The organism is Streptomyces sp. NPDC085866 (assembly GCF_044541035.1).
Taxonomy (GTDB): Bacteria; Actinomycetota; Actinomycetes; order Streptomycetales; family Streptomycetaceae; genus Streptomyces.
On the sequence record NZ_JBITSQ010000002.1, the window covers coordinates 348,905 to 367,509 of the forward strand.

At 70.7% G+C, this 18,605-nt stretch carries 13 protein-coding genes; all 13 read left to right on the plus strand.

Going from position 1 to position 18,605, the window contains the following annotated elements:
• Positions 1-37 precede the first annotated feature (37 nt).
• The 13 genes from betA (at position 38) to ACIF83_RS05065 (ending at position 18,554) form a co-directional block, all read left to right on the plus strand.
• Entirely contained in the window at positions 38-1,708 is a 1,671-nt protein-coding gene (gene betA / locus ACIF83_RS05005; protein ID WP_399723492.1) for a choline dehydrogenase, read from the plus strand.
• 3 nt (positions 1,709-1,711) lie between these two features.
• Positions 1,712-2,548, plus strand: a complete 837-nt coding sequence (locus ACIF83_RS05010) for a 5,10-methylenetetrahydrofolate reductase (protein ID WP_398138052.1) — start codon at positions 1,712-1,714, stop codon at positions 2,546-2,548.
• A gap of 138 nt (positions 2,549-2,686) precedes the next feature.
• Positions 2,687-4,156 (plus strand): aldehyde dehydrogenase family protein, encoded by a 1,470-nt coding sequence (locus ACIF83_RS05015; RefSeq protein ID WP_399723494.1) that lies wholly within the window; start codon positions 2,687-2,689, stop codon positions 4,154-4,156.
• 20 nt (positions 4,157-4,176) lie between these two features.
• The gene (locus ACIF83_RS05020; protein WP_399723496.1) at positions 4,177-5,265 is read left to right on the plus strand and encodes a glycine betaine/L-proline ABC transporter ATP-binding protein; all 1,089 of its coding nucleotides are present in this window, start codon (positions 4,177-4,179) and stop codon (positions 5,263-5,265) included.
• The gene (locus ACIF83_RS05025; protein ID WP_399723498.1) at positions 5,265-7,265 is read left to right on the plus strand and encodes an ABC transporter permease; all 2,001 of its coding nucleotides are present in this window, start codon (positions 5,265-5,267) and stop codon (positions 7,263-7,265) included. The genes ACIF83_RS05020 and ACIF83_RS05025 overlap by 1 nt, the downstream gene beginning before the upstream one ends.
• A 14-nt stretch (positions 7,266-7,279) precedes the next feature.
• Positions 7,280-8,248 carry an ABC transporter substrate-binding protein gene (locus ACIF83_RS05030; protein WP_393477446.1) on the plus strand — a complete coding sequence of 323 codons (969 nt, stop codon included), beginning with the start codon at positions 7,280-7,282 and terminating at the stop codon, positions 8,246-8,248.
• A 219-nt stretch (positions 8,249-8,467) separates the two neighbouring features.
• Positions 8,468-10,906 (plus strand): FAD-dependent oxidoreductase, encoded by a 2,439-nt coding sequence (locus ACIF83_RS05035; RefSeq protein WP_399723500.1) that lies wholly within the window; start codon positions 8,468-8,470, stop codon positions 10,904-10,906.
• Positions 10,907-10,928: 22 nt separating this feature from the next.
• Positions 10,929-11,789: a bifunctional methylenetetrahydrofolate dehydrogenase/methenyltetrahydrofolate cyclohydrolase gene (locus ACIF83_RS05040; protein ID WP_399723502.1), complete on the plus strand. Its 861-nt coding sequence runs from the start codon at positions 10,929-10,931 to the stop codon at positions 11,787-11,789.
• Entirely contained in the window at positions 11,786-13,072 is a 1,287-nt protein-coding gene (gene glyA, locus ACIF83_RS05045; protein WP_393477438.1) for a serine hydroxymethyltransferase, read from the plus strand. Before ACIF83_RS05040 ends, glyA begins: the two co-directional genes overlap by 4 nt.
• Positions 13,069-14,301 (plus strand): sarcosine oxidase subunit beta family protein, encoded by a 1,233-nt coding sequence (locus ACIF83_RS05050; protein WP_393477435.1) that lies wholly within the window; start codon positions 13,069-13,071, stop codon positions 14,299-14,301. Before glyA ends, ACIF83_RS05050 begins: the two co-directional genes overlap by 4 nt.
• Before the next feature lie 11 nt (positions 14,302-14,312).
• On the plus strand, positions 14,313-17,540 hold the full coding sequence (locus ACIF83_RS05055) for a sarcosine oxidase subunit delta family protein (RefSeq protein WP_399723504.1): 3,228 nt from the start codon (positions 14,313-14,315) through the stop codon (positions 17,538-17,540).
• A complete protein-coding gene (locus tag ACIF83_RS05060) occupies positions 17,533-18,156 on the plus strand; it encodes a sarcosine oxidase subunit gamma (protein WP_399723506.1) in 624 nt (207 codons plus the stop codon). The genes ACIF83_RS05055 and ACIF83_RS05060 overlap by 8 nt, the downstream gene beginning before the upstream one ends.
• Positions 18,153-18,554: a bifunctional 3-phenylpropionate/cinnamic acid dioxygenase ferredoxin subunit gene (locus ACIF83_RS05065; protein WP_399723508.1), complete on the plus strand. Its 402-nt coding sequence runs from the start codon at positions 18,153-18,155 to the stop codon at positions 18,552-18,554. The genes ACIF83_RS05060 and ACIF83_RS05065 overlap by 4 nt, the downstream gene beginning before the upstream one ends.
• The last annotated feature ends 51 nt before the right edge of the window (positions 18,555-18,605 follow it).

Genomic DNA, 18,605 nt, shown 5'->3' on the forward strand with positions numbered 1-18,605 from the left:
TCCCGGCATAGCGACGACGCGAGCGAGACGAGGCACCATGGCTCTCCTGCACTACGACTTCGTCATCGTCGGCGGTGGATCAGCCGGCAGCGCACTTGCGAACCGGCTCTCGGCCGACCCCGGGAACCGGGTGCTCGTGCTGGAGGCGGGTCGCCCCGACTATCCCTGGGACGTGTTCATCCACATGCCCGCGGCGCTGACCTATCCCATCGGCAGCCGCTTCTACGACTGGAAGTACGAGTCCGAGCCCGAGCCCCACATGGGCGGCCGGCGCATCTACCACGCGCGCGGCAAGGTGCTCGGCGGCTCCAGCAGTATCAACGGCATGATCTTCCAGCGCGGCAATCCGATGGACTACGAGCGCTGGGCCGCCGACCCCGGCATGGAGACCTGGGACTACGCCCACTGTCTGCCGTACTTCCGCCGGATGGAGAACTGTCTGGCCGCCGACCCGGACGACGAGTTCCGCGGCCATGACGGCCCCCTCGTCCTGGAGCGCGGCCCGGCCACCAACCCGCTCTTCTCCGCCTTCCTCGAGGCCACTCAGGAGGCGGGCTACGCGCCCACGGACGACGTCAACGGCTACCGGCAGGAAGGTTTCGCCAGGTTCGACCGCAATGTCCACCGCGGCCGGCGCCTCTCGGCGTCGAAGGCGTACCTCAAGCCCGCCAGGAAGCGGTCCAACCTCACCGTGAAGACCCGCGCCCTCGTCACCCGCGTCCTCTTCGAGGGCAAGAAGGCCGTGGGTGTCGAGTTCCAGCGCGGCAAGGGCGCCCTCCAGCAGGTCCGGGCCAAGGAGGTCATCCTCTGCGGCGGCGCGATCAACTCCCCGCAGCTGCTGCAGCTCTCAGGCGTGGGCAACGCCGAGGAACTGCGCGCCCTCGGCATCGACGTCGTCCACGACCTGCCGGGCGTCGGCGAGAACATGCAGGACCACCTGGAGGTGTACATCCAGTACGCCTGCAAGCAGCCCGTCTCCATGCAGCCGTACCTGGCGAAGTGGCGAGCCCCCTTCATCGGCCTGCAGTGGCTCTTCCGCAAGGGACCGGCCGCCACCAACCACTTCGAGGCCGGCGGCTTCTGCCGCAGCAACGAGGACGTGGACTACCCCAACCTGATGTTCCACTTCCTGCCCATCGCGGTCCGCTACGACGGCTCCGTGCCCGCCGGCGGCCACGGTTACCAGGTCCACGTGGGACCCATGTACTCCGACGCCATCGGCTCGGTGAAGATCAAGAGCAAGGACCCGCGCGAACACCCGGCGCTGCGCTTCAACTACCTCTCCACGGAGCAGGACCGCCGCGAGTGGGTCGAGGCGATCCGGGTGGCCCGCAAGCTCCTCAACCAGCCCGCGCTCGCCCCCTACAGCGACGGGGAGATCTCGCCCGGCCCGTCCGTGGAGACGGACGAGGAGATCCTCGCCTGGGTCGCCAAGGACGGCGAGACCGCCCTGCACCCCTCCTGCACCTGCAAGATGGGTACCGACGAGATGTCCGTCGTCGACCCGCAGACCATGCGGGTGCACGGTGTGGACGGGCTGCGCGTGGTGGACGCCTCGGTGATGCCGTACGTCACCAACGGCAACATCTACGCGCCGGTGATGATGATCGCCGAGAAGGCGGCCGACCTCATCCTCGGCAAGGAGCCGTTGGCGCCCTCCAAGGCCGCGTACTACCGGCACCGCGACGCCCAGAAGCAGGCCGGGTAGCCGGTGGGCGCCGAGGCCCTGCGGGCGCTGCTCGCCCGCGTCCGCTACGAGGTGCTGCCGGCGAGGGCGACGGAGGAGAAGGTCCTCGCCCATGTGCCCCGCGATGTCGTGGTCACGGTCACGGCGTCGCCGGTCAAGGGGCTGGAGCCGACGCTCGGCCTCACCGAGCGGCTCGCGGCGCACGGCTACCGCGTCGTCCCCCACGTGCCCGCGCGGCTGCTGCGGGACGACGCGCACCTCAAGGACGTGGCCGAGCGGCTGCGGGCGGCGGGAGTCGACGACCTCTTCGTCCCGGCGGGTGACGCCGACCCGCCGGCCGGGCCGTACGGCGGAGCCCTGCCGGTGCTGCGCAGACTGAGCGAGCTGGGCAGCCCCTTCGCGGATCTGGGGATCACCGGCTATCCGGAGAGCCATCCGCTCATCCACGACGACATCACCATCCAGTCGATGTGGGACAAGCGGACGCACGCCACGTACATCGTCAGCAACCTGTGCTTCGACCCGCGCGCGCTCGGCGACTGGATCGCCCGGATCCGGCGCCGCGACGTGACACTGCCCGTGCACGTGGGTGTCGCCGGGCCCGTGCAGCGGGCGAAGCTGCTGTCCATGGCGACGAAGATCGGGGTGGGGGAGTCGACCCGCTTCCTCACCCGGCACGCCTCCTGGTTCCTGCGGTTCGCGGCACCCGGTGGGTACGACCCTGAGCGGCTGCTGGCCCGCGGCGCGGGGGTGCTCACCCGGCCGTCGGCGGGGGTGGCCGGTCTGCACCTCTTCACCTTCAATCAGATCGCCGAGACGGAGCGCTGGCGCCGTAAGGTGCTGGACCGGCTGGGCGGCTGACATCCCCGGTGGAACGCCGCTCCGGTGGCCGAATCGGGACATGCAGACCCCTTGACGGGTGTCCGTACATTCGGCCAGGGTGTTCCACCACAAGCAATACAGTGCACAATGCGCAACGAAATTTCGAAGGGCGCGGCAGTGGCAGATCTGTATGTGGACGGAGAATGGCGTGCCGCGGTGGCCGGTGGCCACCGGGAGATCCGCTGTCCGGCGGACGGCACGCTGGTCGCGACGGTCTCGGAGGCGACCCGCCCCGACACCGAGGCGGCGATCGCCGCGGCCCGGCGCGCCTTCGACGGCGGCCCCTGGCCGCGTACCCCCGAGCGTGAGCGCGGCGCACTGCTGCTGCGCACGGCCGACCTGATCGAGCGCGACGCCAAGGAGTTCGCCCGGGCCGAGTCGCTGGACACCGGCAAGCGGCTGGTGGAGAGCGAGTACGACATCGCCGACGTCGTTTCCTGCTTCCGCTACTACGGCGGGCTCGCCGGCACCGACGCCGGCCGGGTGATCGACACCGGCCGCGACGACGCCGTCAGCCGCGTGGTCTACGAGCCCGTCGGTGTGTGCGGGCTGATCACCCCGTGGAACTACCCGCTGCTGCAAGCCAGTTGGAAGGTCGCCCCGGCGCTCCTCGCGGGCAACACGATCGTCCTCAAGCCGAGTGAGCTGACCCCCTCCAGCTCCGTCCTGCTGATGAAGGCGCTGGAGGAGGCCGGGCTCCCGCCCGGCGCCGCCAACCTCGTCCTGGGCACCGGGCCCGAGGTGGGCGCCCCGCTCTCCGAGGACCCCGCCGTCGACATTGTCTCCTTCACCGGCGGCCTGGAGACCGGCAAGCGGATCATGGCCACCGCCGCCGCCACCGTGAAGAAGGTGGCGCTGGAACTCGGCGGCAAGAACCCCAACGTGATCTTCGCCGACGCCGACTTCGAGACGGCCGTGGACTTCGCCCTCACGGCCGTCTTCCTGCACTCCGGACAGGTCTGCTCGGCCGGTGCCCGTCTGATCGTCGAGGACTCCCTGCACGACCGACTCGTCGACGAGGTCGTCCGCCGTGCCCGGCGGATCCGCCTGGGCGGACCCTTCGACCCCGAGGCCGAGACCGGTGCGCTGATCTCCGCCCAGCACCGGGACAAGGTCGAGGCGTACGTCGCGGCCGGGCTCGCCGAGGGCGCCGTACTGCGCTGCGGCGGGCAGCGGCCCGCCGACCCCGCCCTCGCGAACGGCCACTACTACCCGCCGACCGTCCTCGACGAGTGCCGGCAGGACATGCGCGTGGTGCACGAGGAGTCCTTCGGCCCCGTCCTCACCGTCGAGCGCTTCACCGACGAGGACGACGCCGTACGCATCGCCAACGACACCGAGTACGGACTCGCCGGAGCCGTGTGGACCCAGGACGCCGGAAAGGCCCAGCGGGTCGCCCGGCGGCTGCGCCACGGCACGGTGTGGATCAACGACTACCACCCCTACGTGCCGCAAGCGGAATGGGGTGGCTTCGGGCACTCGGGCGTGGGCCGGGAGCTGGGGCCGACCGGCCTGAACGAGTACCGAGAGCCCAAACACATCTGGCAGAACATCCACCCCCGGCCGCAGCACTGGTTCCGCGGCTGAACGCCGAAAAGAGGTCGATCGTGACCCCAACACAGACCGAGGTGCCGCAGCGGCGCGGCACACCCCAGGACTCGGACGCCACTCCGGTCGTATCCGTGCGCAATCTGTGGAAGGTGTTCGGGCCGAAGGCCGACCGGGTGCCGGGCTCAGAGGAGCTGTGCGGTCTCTCCCGCCGCGAGCTCATGGAGCGCACCGGATGCACCGCCGCCGTACGCGACGTGAACTTCGAGGTGGCGCCGGGCGAGGTGTTCGTCGTCATGGGTCTGTCCGGCTCCGGCAAGTCCACGCTGGTGCGATGTCTGACCCGGCTGATCGAACCCACCGCCGGTGAGGTCGTCTTCGAGGGCCAGGACATCCGCCAGGCGGACGACAAGCGCCTGCGCGAGCTGCGCCGCCGCAAGTTCTCCATGGTCTTCCAGCACTTCGGGCTGCTGCCCCACCGCCGAGTGGTCGACAACGTGGCCTTCGGTCTGGAGATCCGCGGCATGAGCAGGGCCGAACGAACCAGGCGGGCCCTGGAGGTCGTCGAACTGGTGGGCCTCGCCGGCTACGAGAACTCCTACCCCGACCAGCTCTCCGGCGGTATGCAGCAGCGCGTCGGCCTCGCCCGGGCCCTGGCCGGCGACCCGGACGTGCTCTTCTTCGACGAGCCGTTCTCCGCGCTCGACCCGCTGATCCGCCGCGACATGCAGAACGAGGTCATCCGGCTGCACCACGAGGTCGGCAAGACCATGGTGTTCATCACCCACGACCTCTCCGAGGCGCTCAAGCTGGGCGACCGCATCCTGATCATGCGAGACGGCAAGATGGTCCAGTGCGGCACCGGCGACGAGCTGGTGGGCGCACCCGCCGACGACTATGTACGCGAGTTCGTCAAGGACGTGCCGCGCGGCGACGTGCTCACCCTGCGGTGGATCATGCGCCCCGCCGAGCCCGACGACGCCCTCGACGGGCCCGAGTTGGGGCCGGACGTCGTGGTGCGCGAGGCCACCCGTGCCGTCCTCGCGGCCGACAGGCCGGTCAAGGTCGTCGAGAACGGCAAGCTGCTCGGCATCGTCGGCGACGAGGAGATCCTCTCCGTGGTCGCCGGGCGGGAAGGCGGCGCGTGATGACCGTCGCCATGGAGAAGCCCGAGAGAACAGAGGTCGCGGAACCGGCCGTACCCGCCAAGGGCGCGCGCAAGGTCAGCCGGCCCGTGGTGATCGGCGGGATCCTCGTCGTCTGGCTGGTGCTGTTCGCCGTACTGCGCGGCAAGCAGACCCTGTCCCTGGCGGTGGCCGATCTGACCGACCTGCACCGGTGGATCAACGACCTCAACGACTCCATCGGCGCCAACCGCAACTCGAACCCGCTGTTCCTGTACTTCTTCAACGAGATCCGGCTGGTCATCGACAACCTGGTGACCTTCGTCCAGCATCTGATCTCCCAGCCGTCCGGGACCCGCCCGGTCCCGGAGATCGGCTGGCTCGGCGTCGTCGGCCTGGCCGGCTACGTCTCCTGGGCCGTGGGCAACTGGAAGGTCGCCCTGCTGGCCGTCGCGGGCTTCACCTTCTTCGGGTTGCAGGGGCTGTGGCAGGAGAGCATGGACACCCTGGCGCTCATCCTGTGCGCGGTGTTCGTGGCCCTGCTGTTCGCGATCCCGCTCGGGGTGTGGGCCGGTCTCTCGGACCGGTTCAACCGGCTCATGACGCCCTTCCTGGACTTCATGCAGACGATGCCGACCTTCGTCTACCTGGCGCCGCTGACCCTGTTCTTCCTCATCGGCGGCGCGTCCGCCACCATCGCCACCGTGATCTACGCGGCCCCGCCGACGATCCGCATCACGGCGCACGCCATCCGCAACGTGTCGAAGACGACGGTCGAGGCGGCCGACTCACTGGGTGCCACGCGCCGCCAGTCGCTGCTGAAGGTCCTGCTGCCGATGTCCAAGCGGACCGTGGTGATGGGCGTCAACCAGACCATCATGGCCGCCCTGGCCATGGTGACCATCGCGGCCCTGATCAACGCGCCGGGTCTCGGTGTGAACGTCCTCCAGGCACTGCAGTCGCTCGACGTCGGCACGGCCTTCAACGCGGGACTCGCCATCGTGGTCATGGCGATCGTCCTGGACCGGGTCACGACCGCGGCCAGCGCGCGCGAGGAGAACGCGCGGCGTTCCAAGAACCGCTTCGTGAAGTGGCGGCGGCCGCTGCTGGGCGCCGGTGCTGCGGTCACGGCGGTTCTCGTCTACCTGTCGCACACCTACCTGTGGGCGGCCGAATTCCCCGGTGACGGCACCGTCGGCAGTCACATCGCGAGCGCGGCGGACACCGCGACCAACTGGGCGCAGGACAACCTGTCGGGCCTGACCAACGCCTTCCGCGACGCCATCACCAACGGTCTGCTCAACCCGTTCCAGACGCTGCTCACCGACTCCCCGTGGTGGCTCGTCGGCGCGGTGCTGGTCGCACTGGCAGTGGTGCTCGGCGGCTGGAAGGCCGGGGTCACCACGGCCGTGTGCGTGGGCCTGCTGGTCGCCACCGGCGTGTGGTCGGACGCCATGACGACGCTGGCCTCGACCCTCGTAGCGACGGTGCTGGTGATGATCCTCGGCATCGTCTTCGGCGTGTGGATGGGGCGCAGCGCGCTCGTGGACCGGCTGATCAGGCCCAGCCTGGACGCGGCCCAGGTCATGCCGCCGTTCGTCTACCTCGTGCCGTTCCTCGCGCTGTTCGGCGCCACCCGCTTCACGGCCATCGTCGCCGCCATCGTCTACGGTGCACCGGTCGCCATGAAGATCATCGCCGACGGGATCCGGGCCGTGCCCGAGACCACCGTGGAGGCGGCCACCTCAGCCGGGTGCAACACCTGGCAGATCATCACCAAGGTTCAACTGCCGATGTCACGCAGTGCCCTGACGCTCGCGACCAACCAGGGCCTGATCTACGTGCTGTCGATGGTTGTTGTGGGCGGCCTGGTAGGAGCAGGGGCCCTCGGCTACGACGTCGTGGCCGGATTCTCGCAGGGAGAGCTGTACGGCAAGGGGCTGGCGGCGGGACTCGCCATCGTACTGCTCGGAGTCATGTTCGACCGGATCACTCAGGCAGCGGCGCGACGCGCGAGCGCTTAAAGGAGCAGGACACCATGGCAAGACACTGGCGAGCCGGCGCGGCCGGCCTGGCCGTCCTCGGCCTCACGCTCACCGCGTGCGGCGGAGCGAAGGTCGGCGACACCTCCTCGGGTTCGGACAACGCGGGCAGCTCCGGCAAGTGCGGCGCGTTCAACCTCGCGGTCAACCCCTGGGTCGGGTACGAGGCCGACGCGGCGGTCGTCGCGTACGTCGCGCAGCACAACCTCGGCTGCACGGTCAACAAGAAGAACCTGAAGGAAGAGATCGCCTGGCAGGGCTTCGGCACCGGCGAGGTCGACGCCGTCCTGGAGAACTGGGGCCACGACGATCTGAAGAAGAAGTACATCACCCAGCAGAAGACCGCCGTCGACGCCGGCCAGACCGGCAACAAGGGCGTCATCGGCTGGTACGTGCCGCCGTGGCTGGCCAAGGCACACCCCGACATCCTCGACTGGAAGAACCTCGACAAGTACGCGTCCAACTTCAAGACCTCCGAGTCGGGCGGCAAGGGCCAGCTCCTGGACGGCGACCCGTCGTACGTCACCAACGACGCGGCGCTGGTGAAGAACCTGAAGCTGAACTTCAAGGTGGTGTACGCGGGCAGCGAGACCGCGCTCATCCAGGCCTTCCGCACCGCCGAGAAGAACAAGCAGTGGGTGATCGGCTACTTCTACGAGCCGCAGTGGTTCCTGTCCGAGGTCCCGCTGAAGAAGGTCTCCCTGCCGAAGTACACGACGGGCTGTGACGCCGTCGCCGAGAAGGTCGCCTGCGACTATCCCGTGTACGACCTGAACAAGATCGTCAGCGCGAAGTTCGCCAAGTCCGGCAGCCCCGCCTACAACCTGGTGAAGAACTTCAACTGGACGAACGACGACCAGAACGAGGTCGCCAAGTACATCGCCCAGGACAAGATGTCCGACGAGGCGGCGGCGAAGAAGTGGGTCGACGCCAACAAGGACAAGGTGGACGCCTGGCTCAAGTAGGCCGAGTCGGGAAGACGGGTCGGACATGCCCGGCGGGCGGTGCGTGCAGGTGCGCGCCGCCCGCCGGGCATTGCCGTGCCCAGGGGCGTGTTTCGGGCTGTTTTCCGACGTCACGGACCCCTTGACACCCCCTCCCGGGACAGGCACATTGAGTTGCGCAACCTGAATCAAGTTGCGGAGAAAGCAACTGCACCGGTCTCAATGTTCGGAGGTTGGGCGATGGCGGGACCCCGAGTGGTCATCATCGGAGCGGGCGTCGTGGGAGCGGCCCTGGCGGACGAGATCTCCGCACGCGGCTGGACCGAGGTGACCGTTGTCGACCAGGGCCCCCTCCCGGCCACGGGGGGATCCTCCTCGCACGCGCCGGGCCTGGTCTTCCAGACGAACCCCTCGAAGACCATGACCGAGCTGGCGCGCTACACCGTCGAGAAGTTCTGCTCCCTCGACGTCGACGGCAAGCCCTGTTTCCTCCAGGTCGGCGGCCTCGAAGTGGCCACCAGCCCCGAGCGCCTCGCCGAACTCCGGCGCCGCCACGGCTGGATCGCCGCCTGGGGCATCGAGTCGCGCCTGCTGACCCCCGACGAGTGCGTGGAGAAGCACCCGCTGGTCGACCGTGACAAGATCCTCGGCGGCCTCCTGGTTCCCACCGACGGCCTCGCCAAGGCCGTCCTCGCCGTCGAGGCCCAGATCCGCCGGGCCACCGAGCGCGGTGTGCGCTTCCTCGCCCGCCACGAGGTCCTCGACGTGCGGCAGAGCGAGGGCCGCGTCACCGGCGTGGTGACCGACCAGGGCGAGATCCCCGCCGACATCGTCGTGTGCTGCGCCGGCATCTGGGGACCGAAGATCGCGCGCATGGTCGGAATGAACCTGCCGCTCACCCCGCTCGCCCACCAGCTCGCCTGGACCGGCCCGATCCCCGCCCTCGCCGGCCAGACCGAGGAGGCGGTGCGCCCGATCCTGCGCCACCAGGACGCCGACCTCTACTACCGCGACCGCTTCGACGGCCTCGGCATCGGCTACTACGGCCACCGCCCCATGCCCGTCTCCGCCGACGACATCCTCTCGGTGGACGAGGCCGAACGGATGCCCTCGGTCCTGGAGTTCACCGAGGCGGACTTCGAGGACGCCTGGACCGAGACCCAGTCGCTGCTTCCCGCGACCCGCGAGGCCAAGGTCGAGGAGGGCATCAACGGCCTGTTCTCCTTCACCACCGACGGCTACCCGCTGCTCGGCGAATCCCAGGAGGTCCAGGGCTTCTGGGTGGCCGAGGCCGTGTGGGTCACCCACTCCGCGGGCGTCGGCCGGGCCGTCGCCGAATGGCTGGTCGACGGCTACTGCTCCTCCTTCGACCTGCACGAGTGCGACGTCAACCGCTTCGAGCCGCACCAGCTCTCCCCGGAGTACGTCCTGGCCCGCGACTGCCAGAACTTCGTCGAGGTCTACGACATCCTCCACCCCCTCCAGCCGAGCGGGAAGCCGCGCCCGATCCGCACCAGCCCCTTCTACGCCCGCCAGCAGGAACACGGCGCGTTCTTCCTGGAGGCGGGCGGCTGGGAGCGGCCCCAGTGGTACGAGGCCAACGCCGGGCTGGTCGAAGGCCGCGCCATCCCCACCCCCAACGACTGGGCCGCCCGCTACTGGTCGCCCATCGTCGGCGCCGAGGCCCAGGTCACCCGCGAGACCGTCGCCCTGTACGACATGACGGCCCTCAAGCGCCTGGAGGTGAGCGGCCCAGGTGCCGCCGACTTCCTGGAGGGCCTGGTCACCGGCAAGGTCGCCAAGTCCGTCGGCTCGGTGACGTACACCCTGCTCCTGGACCACGACGGCGGCATCCGCAGCGACATCACCGTCGCCCGTCTGGCCCGCGACCTCTTCCAGGTCGGCGCCAACGGCAACCTGGACCTCGACTGGTTCACCCGCCACCTGCCCGCCGACGGCACGGTCCAGGTCCGCGACATCACCCCCGGCACCTGCTGCATCGGCCTGTGGGGCCCGCTGGCCCGCGAGGTCCTGCAGCCGCTGACCGACGAGGACTTCTCCAACGACGGCCTCAAGTACTTCCGCGCCAAGCGCGCCTACATCGGCTCGGTGCCGGTCACCGCGATGCGGCTGTCGTACGTCGGCGAACTCGGCTGGGAGCTCTACACGACCGCCGACCAGGGCGCCCAGCTCTGGGACACCCTGTGGCGGGCGGCCCAGCCGCTCGGCGGCGTCATCGCCGGCCGCGGCGCCTTCAACAGCCTCCGCCTGGAGAAGGGCTACCGCTCCTTCGGCACCGACATGACCTACGAGCACGACCCCTACGAGGCCGGCGTCGGCTTCGCCGTCAAGCTCGACAAGGGCGACTTCGTCGGCAAGGCCGCACTGGAGCGCCGCAAGGCCGACGTGCGGCGCAGGCTGAGCTGCCTCACCATCGACGACCCGCGGGCCGTCGTCATGGGCAAGGAGCCGGTGTACGACGGCGATCGCGCCGTCGGTTACGTGACCAGCGCCGCCCATGGCTACACCATCGGCAAGGGCATCGCCTACGCCTGGCTCCCGGCGGAGCTGGCCACCCCGGGTACCACGGTGCACATCGGCTACTTCGACCAGCGCGTCGAGGCGACCGTCGCCGAGGAGCCCCTGTTCGACCCGACCATGTCCCGCCTGCGTGGCTGACCGTGGAGAAGGAGAACCGTCGGTGACCGCACAACTCCTCGACGGCCGGGCGACCGCCGCCGCCATCCGTCGTGAACTCGCCGAGCGCGTGGCCAAGGTGATCGCCGCCACCGGACGGCAGCCCGGCCTCGGCACCGTCCTGGTCGGCGACGACCCGGGCAGCCACGCCTACGTCGCCGGAAAGCACCGCGACTGTGCGCAGGTCGGTATCGCCTCGCTCCGCCGCGAACTGCCCGCCGACGCCACCCAGCAGCAGGTCGAGGACGTCATCGACGCACTCAACGCCGACCCGGCCTGCACCGGCTACATCGTCCAACTGCCGCTCCCGCGCCACCTGGAGGCCAACGCCGTACTGGAGCGCATGGACCCCGCCAAGGACGCCGACGGCCTGCACCCGGTCAACCTCGGCCGGCTCGTCCTCGGCGTCGACGCCCCACTGCCCTGCACCCCGCGCGGCATCGTCGAACTGCTGCGCCGCCACCAGGTCCCGCTGGCCGGAGCGCGCGTGTGCGTGGTCGGCCGGGGCATCACCGTCGGGCGGCCGATCGGACTGTTGCTCACCCGCCGCTCCGAGAACGCCACCGTCACCCTGTGCCACACCGGAACCAAGGGCCTGGCCTGGCACGTACGCGAGGCGGACATCGTCGTCGCGGCGGCCGGCTCGCCCGCACTGATCACCCCGGACATGCTGCGCCCCGGCGCGGCCGTCCTGGACGTCGGCATCACCCGCACCGAGCACGGGCTCGTCGGCGACGTCCACCCGGAGGCCGCCCAGGTCGCCGGATGGGTCGCGCCCATGCCCGGGGGAGTGGGACCCATGACCCGGGCGATGCTGCTCGCCAACGTCGTCGAGGCCGCCGAGAGGAACGCGAACCCCGCATGAACGCGCTGAACACCCCGCTGGCCGAACTGGACCCCGAGGTCCACACCGCACTCCGCGCCGAGCTGCACCGCCAGCAGTCCACCCTGGAAATGATCGCCTCCGAGAACTTCGCACCCGCCGCCGTGATGGAGGCGCAGGGCTCGGTCGCGACCAACAAGTACGCCGAGGGCTACCCCGGCCGTCGCTACTACGGCGGCTGCGAACACGTCGACGTCACCGAGCGGTTGGCGATCGAGCGCGTCAAGTCCCTCTTCGGCGCGGGCTTCGCCAACGTCCAGCCGCACTCGGGCGCCCAGGCGAACACCGCCGTCTTCTTCGCCCTGCTGCAGCCCGGCGACACCGTCCTCGGCCTCGACCTGGCGCACGGCGGCCATCTCACCCACGGCATGCGCATCAACTACAGCGGCAAGATGCTCAACGTCGTGCCCTACCACGTCTCCCGGGCGGACAACCTCGTGGACATGGACGAGGTGGAACGGCTCGCCAAGGAACACCGGCCCAAGATGATCATCGCCGGCTGGTCGGCGTACCCGAGGCAGCTGGACTTCGCCGCCTTCCGCCGTATCGCCGACGAGGTCGGTGCCCTCCTCATGGTCGACATGGCGCACTTCGCGGGCCTGGTCGCCGCCGGACTGCACCCCAGCCCCGTCCCGCACGCCCACGTCGTCACCACCACCACGCACAAGACCCTCGGTGGGCCCCGCGGCGGAGTCATCCTCACCAACGACGCCGACCTCGCCAAGAAGCTCAACTCGGCGGTGTTCCCCGGGATGCAGGGCGGCCCGCTGGAGCACGTCATCGCGGCGAAGGCCGTCTCCTTCAAGGTCGCGGCATCGCCCGAGTTCGCCGACCGGCAGGCCCGTACGCTCGTGGGCGCCCGCATCCTTGCCGAGCGCCTCACCCGGCCCGACGCGGCCGCGGCCGGAGTGAAGGTGCTGACCGGCGGCACCGACGTCCACCTCGTCCTGGTCGACCTGCGGGACTCGGAGCTGGACGGCCGACAGGCGGAGGACCTCCTCCACGAGATCGGCATCACGGTCAACCGCAACGCCGTCCCCTTCGACCCGCGCCCGCCCATGGTCACCTCCGGCCTGCGCATCGGCACCCCGGCCCTGGCCACCCGCGGTTTCACCGAGGAGGACTTCGCCGAGGTCGCCGACGTGATCGCGCTGGCCCTCCAGCCCGAGCCGGACGTGACCGCCCTGCGCGCCCGCACCGAGGCGCTGGCCGCCGGGCACCCGCTCTACCCGCACCTTTCCGGTCCCTCAGGAGACGTCCGATGAGCCTGCGCACCCCCGGCGCCGACCTGCCCGATCACCCCGACTGGCTCTGGCGCGATCCCGAGCCCAAGCGGTCGTACGACGTGGTGATCGTGGGCGGCGGCGGACACGGCCTGGCCACCGCGCACTACCTGGCGAAGAACCACGGCATCACCAACGTCGCGGTCCTGGAGAAGGGCTGGCTCGCGGGCGGCAACATGGCTCGCAACACCACGATCATCCGCTCCAACTACCTGTGGGACGAGAGCGCCGGCATCTACGAGCACGCCCTCAAGCTGTGGGAGGGACTGGAGGAGGAGCTGGACTACCCGATCCTCTTCTCCCAGCGCGGTGTGCTGAACCTCGCCCACAGCCTGCAGGACGTCCGCGACAGCGTGCGCCGGGTCGAGGCCAACCGGCTCAACGGCGTCGACGCCGAATGGCTCGACGCCGAGCAGGTCAAAGAGGTCTGCCCGATCGTCAACATCTCACCCGACGTCCGCTACCCGGTCCTCGGCGGCACCTACCAGCCGCGCGCCGGCATCGCCAAGCACGACTACGTGGCCTGGGGCTTCGCCCGCTCCGCGGACGCCGCCGGCATCGACATCATCCAGAACTGCGAGGTCACCGGCCTGGACGTGGCCGGCGGCCGGGTGGTCGGCGTGCAGACCACGCGCGGCCCGATCGCGGCGGGCAAGGTGGCGCTGTGCTCGGCCGGCCACACCTCGGTCCTCGCCGCCATGGCGGGCATCGAACTCCCGCTCCAGAGCCACCCGTTGCAGGCGCTCGTGTCGGAGCTGCTGGAGCCGGTCCACCCGACGGTGGTCATGTCCAACGCGGTCCATGTGTACGTCAGCCAGGCACACAAGGGCGAGCTGGTGATGGGCGCGGGCATCGACGCGTACAACTCCTACACCCAGCGCGGCGCGTTCCACATCATCGAGGAGCAGATGTCCGCCGCCCTGGAGCTCTTCCCGGTCTTCGCCCGCGCTCATGTGCTGCGCACCTGGGGCGGCATCGTCGACGTCAGCCCGGACGCCTCACCCATCGTCGGCCTCACCCCGGTCGACAACCTCTACCTCAACTGCGGCTGGGGCACCGGCGGCTTCAAGGCCACCCCGGGCGTCGGCTGGGTCTACGCCCACACCATCGCCCACGACACCCCGCACACCCTGAACGCCCCCTTCTCGCTCGACCGTTTCACCACCGGCGCGCTCGTCGACGAGCACGGCGCGGCCGCGGTGGCCCACTAGGGAGCCGAACCATGCTGCTCATCCCCTGCCCGTGGTGCGGGCCCCGCGACGAGGCCGAGTTCCACTACGGCGGCCAGGCCCACGTCCCCTACCCCGAGGACCCCGCGGCCCTCACCGACGAGGAGTGGGCACGCTACCTCTTCTTCCGCGACAACCCCAAGGGCCCGTTCGCCGAGCGCTGGAGCCACGCGGCGGGCTGCCGCAGATGGTTCAACGCGGTACGGGACACGGCGACGAACGAGATCCTGGCGGTGTACCGGGCGGGGGAGGAGCGTCCGGCAACGGCGGAGCCGCGGGCGGCAATCCCGGCCCGTCCGGGGGTACCCCCTCCGGGGAAGTTCGAGGACGAGCCCGAAGGGCGATACACGACCACCGGCCCGCAGCCGACGACAAGGCATGAGCCCGCAACGCTCGGCATCCCCGGTCAGTCGTTCCGTCTCTCGGCAGGAGGCCGAGTCGACCGCAGTGAACGGCTGAGCTTCACCTTCGACGGCATCCGGTACGAAGGGTTCCGCGGCGACACCCTCGCCTCGGCCCTGCTCGCCAACGGCGTTGTCGCGGCAGCCACCAGCATCAAGCTCGGCCGCCGCCGAGGAATCTTCTCCGCCGGCGTCGAAGAACCGAACGCCGTGGTCCAGATCGAGGCCCCCTTCCCGGAGCCGATGCTGCCCGCGACGACCGTCGAACTCTACGACGGCCTGGTGGCCGGCAGCCTCCCCGGCCAGGGGCGCCTCGCCACCGAACCCGACCCTGCCCGCTACGACGCCGTACACGCCCACTGCGACCTTCTGGTCGTCGGCGCCGGCCCGGCCGGCCTCGCTGCTGCCGTCGCGGCAGCGACATGCGGCGCACGCGTCATCCTCGCCGACGACCAGCCGGAGCCCGGCGGCAGCCTGCTCGGCACCGGCGAGCACGCCGACTGGGTGGCGGCGACGCGCGCCCGGCTCGAATCCGCCCCCGAGGTGCGCGTCCTGCGCCGCACCACCGTCTTCGGCCACTACGACGACAACCACCTACTCGCGGTGGAGCGCCGTACCAACCACCTCGGTGCCGACGCCCCGGAGCACGTCTCCCGCGAGCGCGTCTGGCGGATCCGCGCCCGGCGCGTCGTCCTCGCCACCGGCGCCCACGAGCGCTCGCTGGCGTTCGGCGACAACGACCGCCCCGGCGTGATGCTGGCCGCCTCGGCCCGGACGTACCTCCACCGGTACGCCGTTCTGCCCGGCCGGCACGCGGTCGTGTTCACCACCAACGACAGCGCCTACGCCGCCGCACTCGACCTGGCGGCGGCCGGAGTCGACATCGCGGCGATCGTCGACACCCGCCCCGAGCCGGGGGAGTGGGCCGGGCGTGCCCGGGCCGCCGGGATCGAGGTCCTGGCCGGACACGCGGTCACCGGCACGGAGGGCGTGGACCGTCTCACCGCCGTGACCGTCGCCCCGTACGGGGACACCGCCGGACAGCGGGAGTTCGCCGTCGACCTGCTCCTGGTCTCCGGTGGCTGGAACCCGGTCGCGCACCTCTTCAGCCAGGCGGGCGGCAAACTCCGCCACGACGACGTGCTCGGCACGTTCGTGCCCGACAGCTGCCGTCAGGCGGTGGAGGTCGCGGGCAGTGCGAACGGGGCCTTCGACCTCGCCACGACCCTCGCGCAGGGCGCGGCGGCCGGCGCCCGCGCGGTCGAGGCGGAGGGGTACACCGCAGAGGCGGCCGTCCTTCCGGCCGTGCCCGCTCAGCCGCACACCCCGCCCATGCAGGTCTTCACCGTCCCGACCGCCACCGGTGCTCCCCGGTTCGTCGACCTCCAGCGCGACGTCACGGTCGACGACCTCGCGCGGGCGACCGGTGCGGGCCTGCGCTCGGTGGAGCACACCAAGCGGTACACCACGGCGGGCACCGCCAACGACCAGGGCAGGACAGGGGGCTTCCTGGCGAGCGGGGTCGTCGCCGAACTCCTCGGCGTGGACGTCTCGGCGCTCGGCCTGCCCACCTTCCGGCCGCCGTACACGCCCGTCTCCTTCGCCACCCTCGCGGGCCGCGACCGCGGCGCGCTGCACGACCCGATCCGCACGACCACCCTGCACGGCTGGCATGTCGAGCACGGTGCCCTCTTCGAGAACGTCGGGCAGTGGAAGCGGCCCTGGTACTACCCGCAGGACGGCGAGAACATGGAGACCGCCGTGCTGCGCGAGTGCCGGGCCGCACGCGAGGGCGTGGCCTTCATGGACGCCTCCACGCTCGGCAAGATCGATGTGCAGGGCCCGGACGCCGCGCTCTTCCTCGACCGGCTCTACACGAACCTGATGAGCACCTTGAAGGTCGGCATGATCCGCTACGGCGTCATGTGCCGCCCGGACGGGATGGTGTTCGACGACGGCACCGTCATCCGGCTCGCCCAGGACCGGTTCCTGGTCACCACCACGACCGGCAACGCGGCGGCCGTCCTGGACTGGATGGAGGAGTGGCTGCAGACCGAGTGGCCCGAACTGCGGGTGCACTGCACCTCGGTCACCGAGCAGTGGGCCACCGTGGCGCTGGTCGGGCCCCGCTCCCGTGAGGTCCTGGCCTCTCTCGCGCCTCGACTCGCCGTCGGCAACGAGGACTTCCCCTTCATGGCATGGCGGGAGACGCCCGTCGCCGGCATCGACGCGCGGGTGTGCCGGATCAGCTTCTCCGGGGAACTCGCCTACGAGCTCAACGTGTCGCCCTGGGACGCCCTCGCCCTGTGGGAGGCGCTCCACCAGGCAGGCGCCCCGTACGACATCACCCCGTACGGCACCGAGACCATGCACGTCCTGCGCGCGGAGAAGGGCTACCCGATCATCGGGCAGGACACGGACGGCACGGTCACCCCGCAGGACCTCGGCATGAGCTGGGCGGTGTCGAAGAAGAAGCCCGACTTCATCGGCAAGCGCTCCTACGCCCGAGCCGACACCGTCCGCCCCGACCGCAAGCACCTGGTCGCCCTGCTCCCGGACGATCCCGGCGCCTTCCTCCCCGAGGGCACGCAGCTGGTCGCCGAGAGCGAACTGCCCGCCCCACCCGTCCCGATGCTCGGCCACGTCACCTCCAGCTACCGCAGCGCGGCGCTCGGCCGGACCTTCGCGCTCGCCCTCGTCAAGGGGGGCCGGGACCGCATCGGCGAACGCCTGTACGCGCCCGTCGCCGACCGGCTGCTGCCGGTGACCGTCGCAAGCCCTGTCCTCTACGACCCCGAGGGAGCCCGCCGCGATGGCTGACACCGTCCTGACCGCATGGCAGCGCAGCCCCATGGCGGATGCCGCGCACCGCCTGGCCGCCGTGACGCGCTCCTCCCAGGGCGCGATCCGCCTGGCCGAACTCCCCTTCCTGGCCCAGGTGAACGTCCGCCTCGATACCAAGAGCCCGGCAGCGGACACCGTCGGGCTGGCCCTGGGACTCCAGCTTCCCCTGGAACCCAACACGGTCGTGCACGCGGCTGACGTGACCGCGGTGTGGCTCGGCCCGGACGAATGGCTGGTGGTGGGCCGGCCCGGCACCGAGCGGGACCTGGAGGAGCGGATCCGTGCGGCGGCCGGGGACGAACCCGTCTCCGTCACCGACGTCTCCGCCCAGCGCACCACACTCCTCGTCGGGGGCCCGCGCGCCCGCGACCTGCTCTCCCACGGCTGCCCGCTGGACCTCCACCCGCGCGCCTTCGGACCCGGCCGCTGCGCACAGACGACGCTGGCCCGCGCCCAGGTCGTCCTCGTCGCCCGCGACGAGACCAGGGCCGGCTTCTGGGTACTGGTGCGCTCCTCCTTCGCCGGCTACCTGGCCGACTGGCTGCTGGACGCGGCCGCAGAATACGTCGGTGCAGCGAGGGGGGCGACATGATTCCCGTGTGCCGTCTCGCCGATCTGCCGAGAGGCGAGGCCCTCCGGGTCGAGTCCGGCCCTCCCCCAGACTCCGTCCGGGGGGACCCCCATCTCGCTGCGCTCGTCGCCGTGTTCCACACCGAGGGCGGCGAGGTCTACGCCATCGACGACACCTGCACCCACCAGGACGCCTCGCTCGCCGACGGCTGGCTGGAGGACTGCGAGGTCGAATGCCTGCTGCACGCCCCGAAGTTCGATCTGCGCACCGGCAGCGTGGACGCGCCACCGGCCAGGCTGCCCGTGCGCACCCACGAGGTCCTGATCCACGTCAGGCTGTCCGAGGCACCGCCGAACCTCCCGCCCTCCTGCGTCGCGGCACGCCTCGCGGGAGGCGCGGCCGCCGGGGGCGCCGCGTGACGCGTGGGCCGGCGCGCAGGGCGGAAGCCCGGTGACCGCCACCGTCTCGAC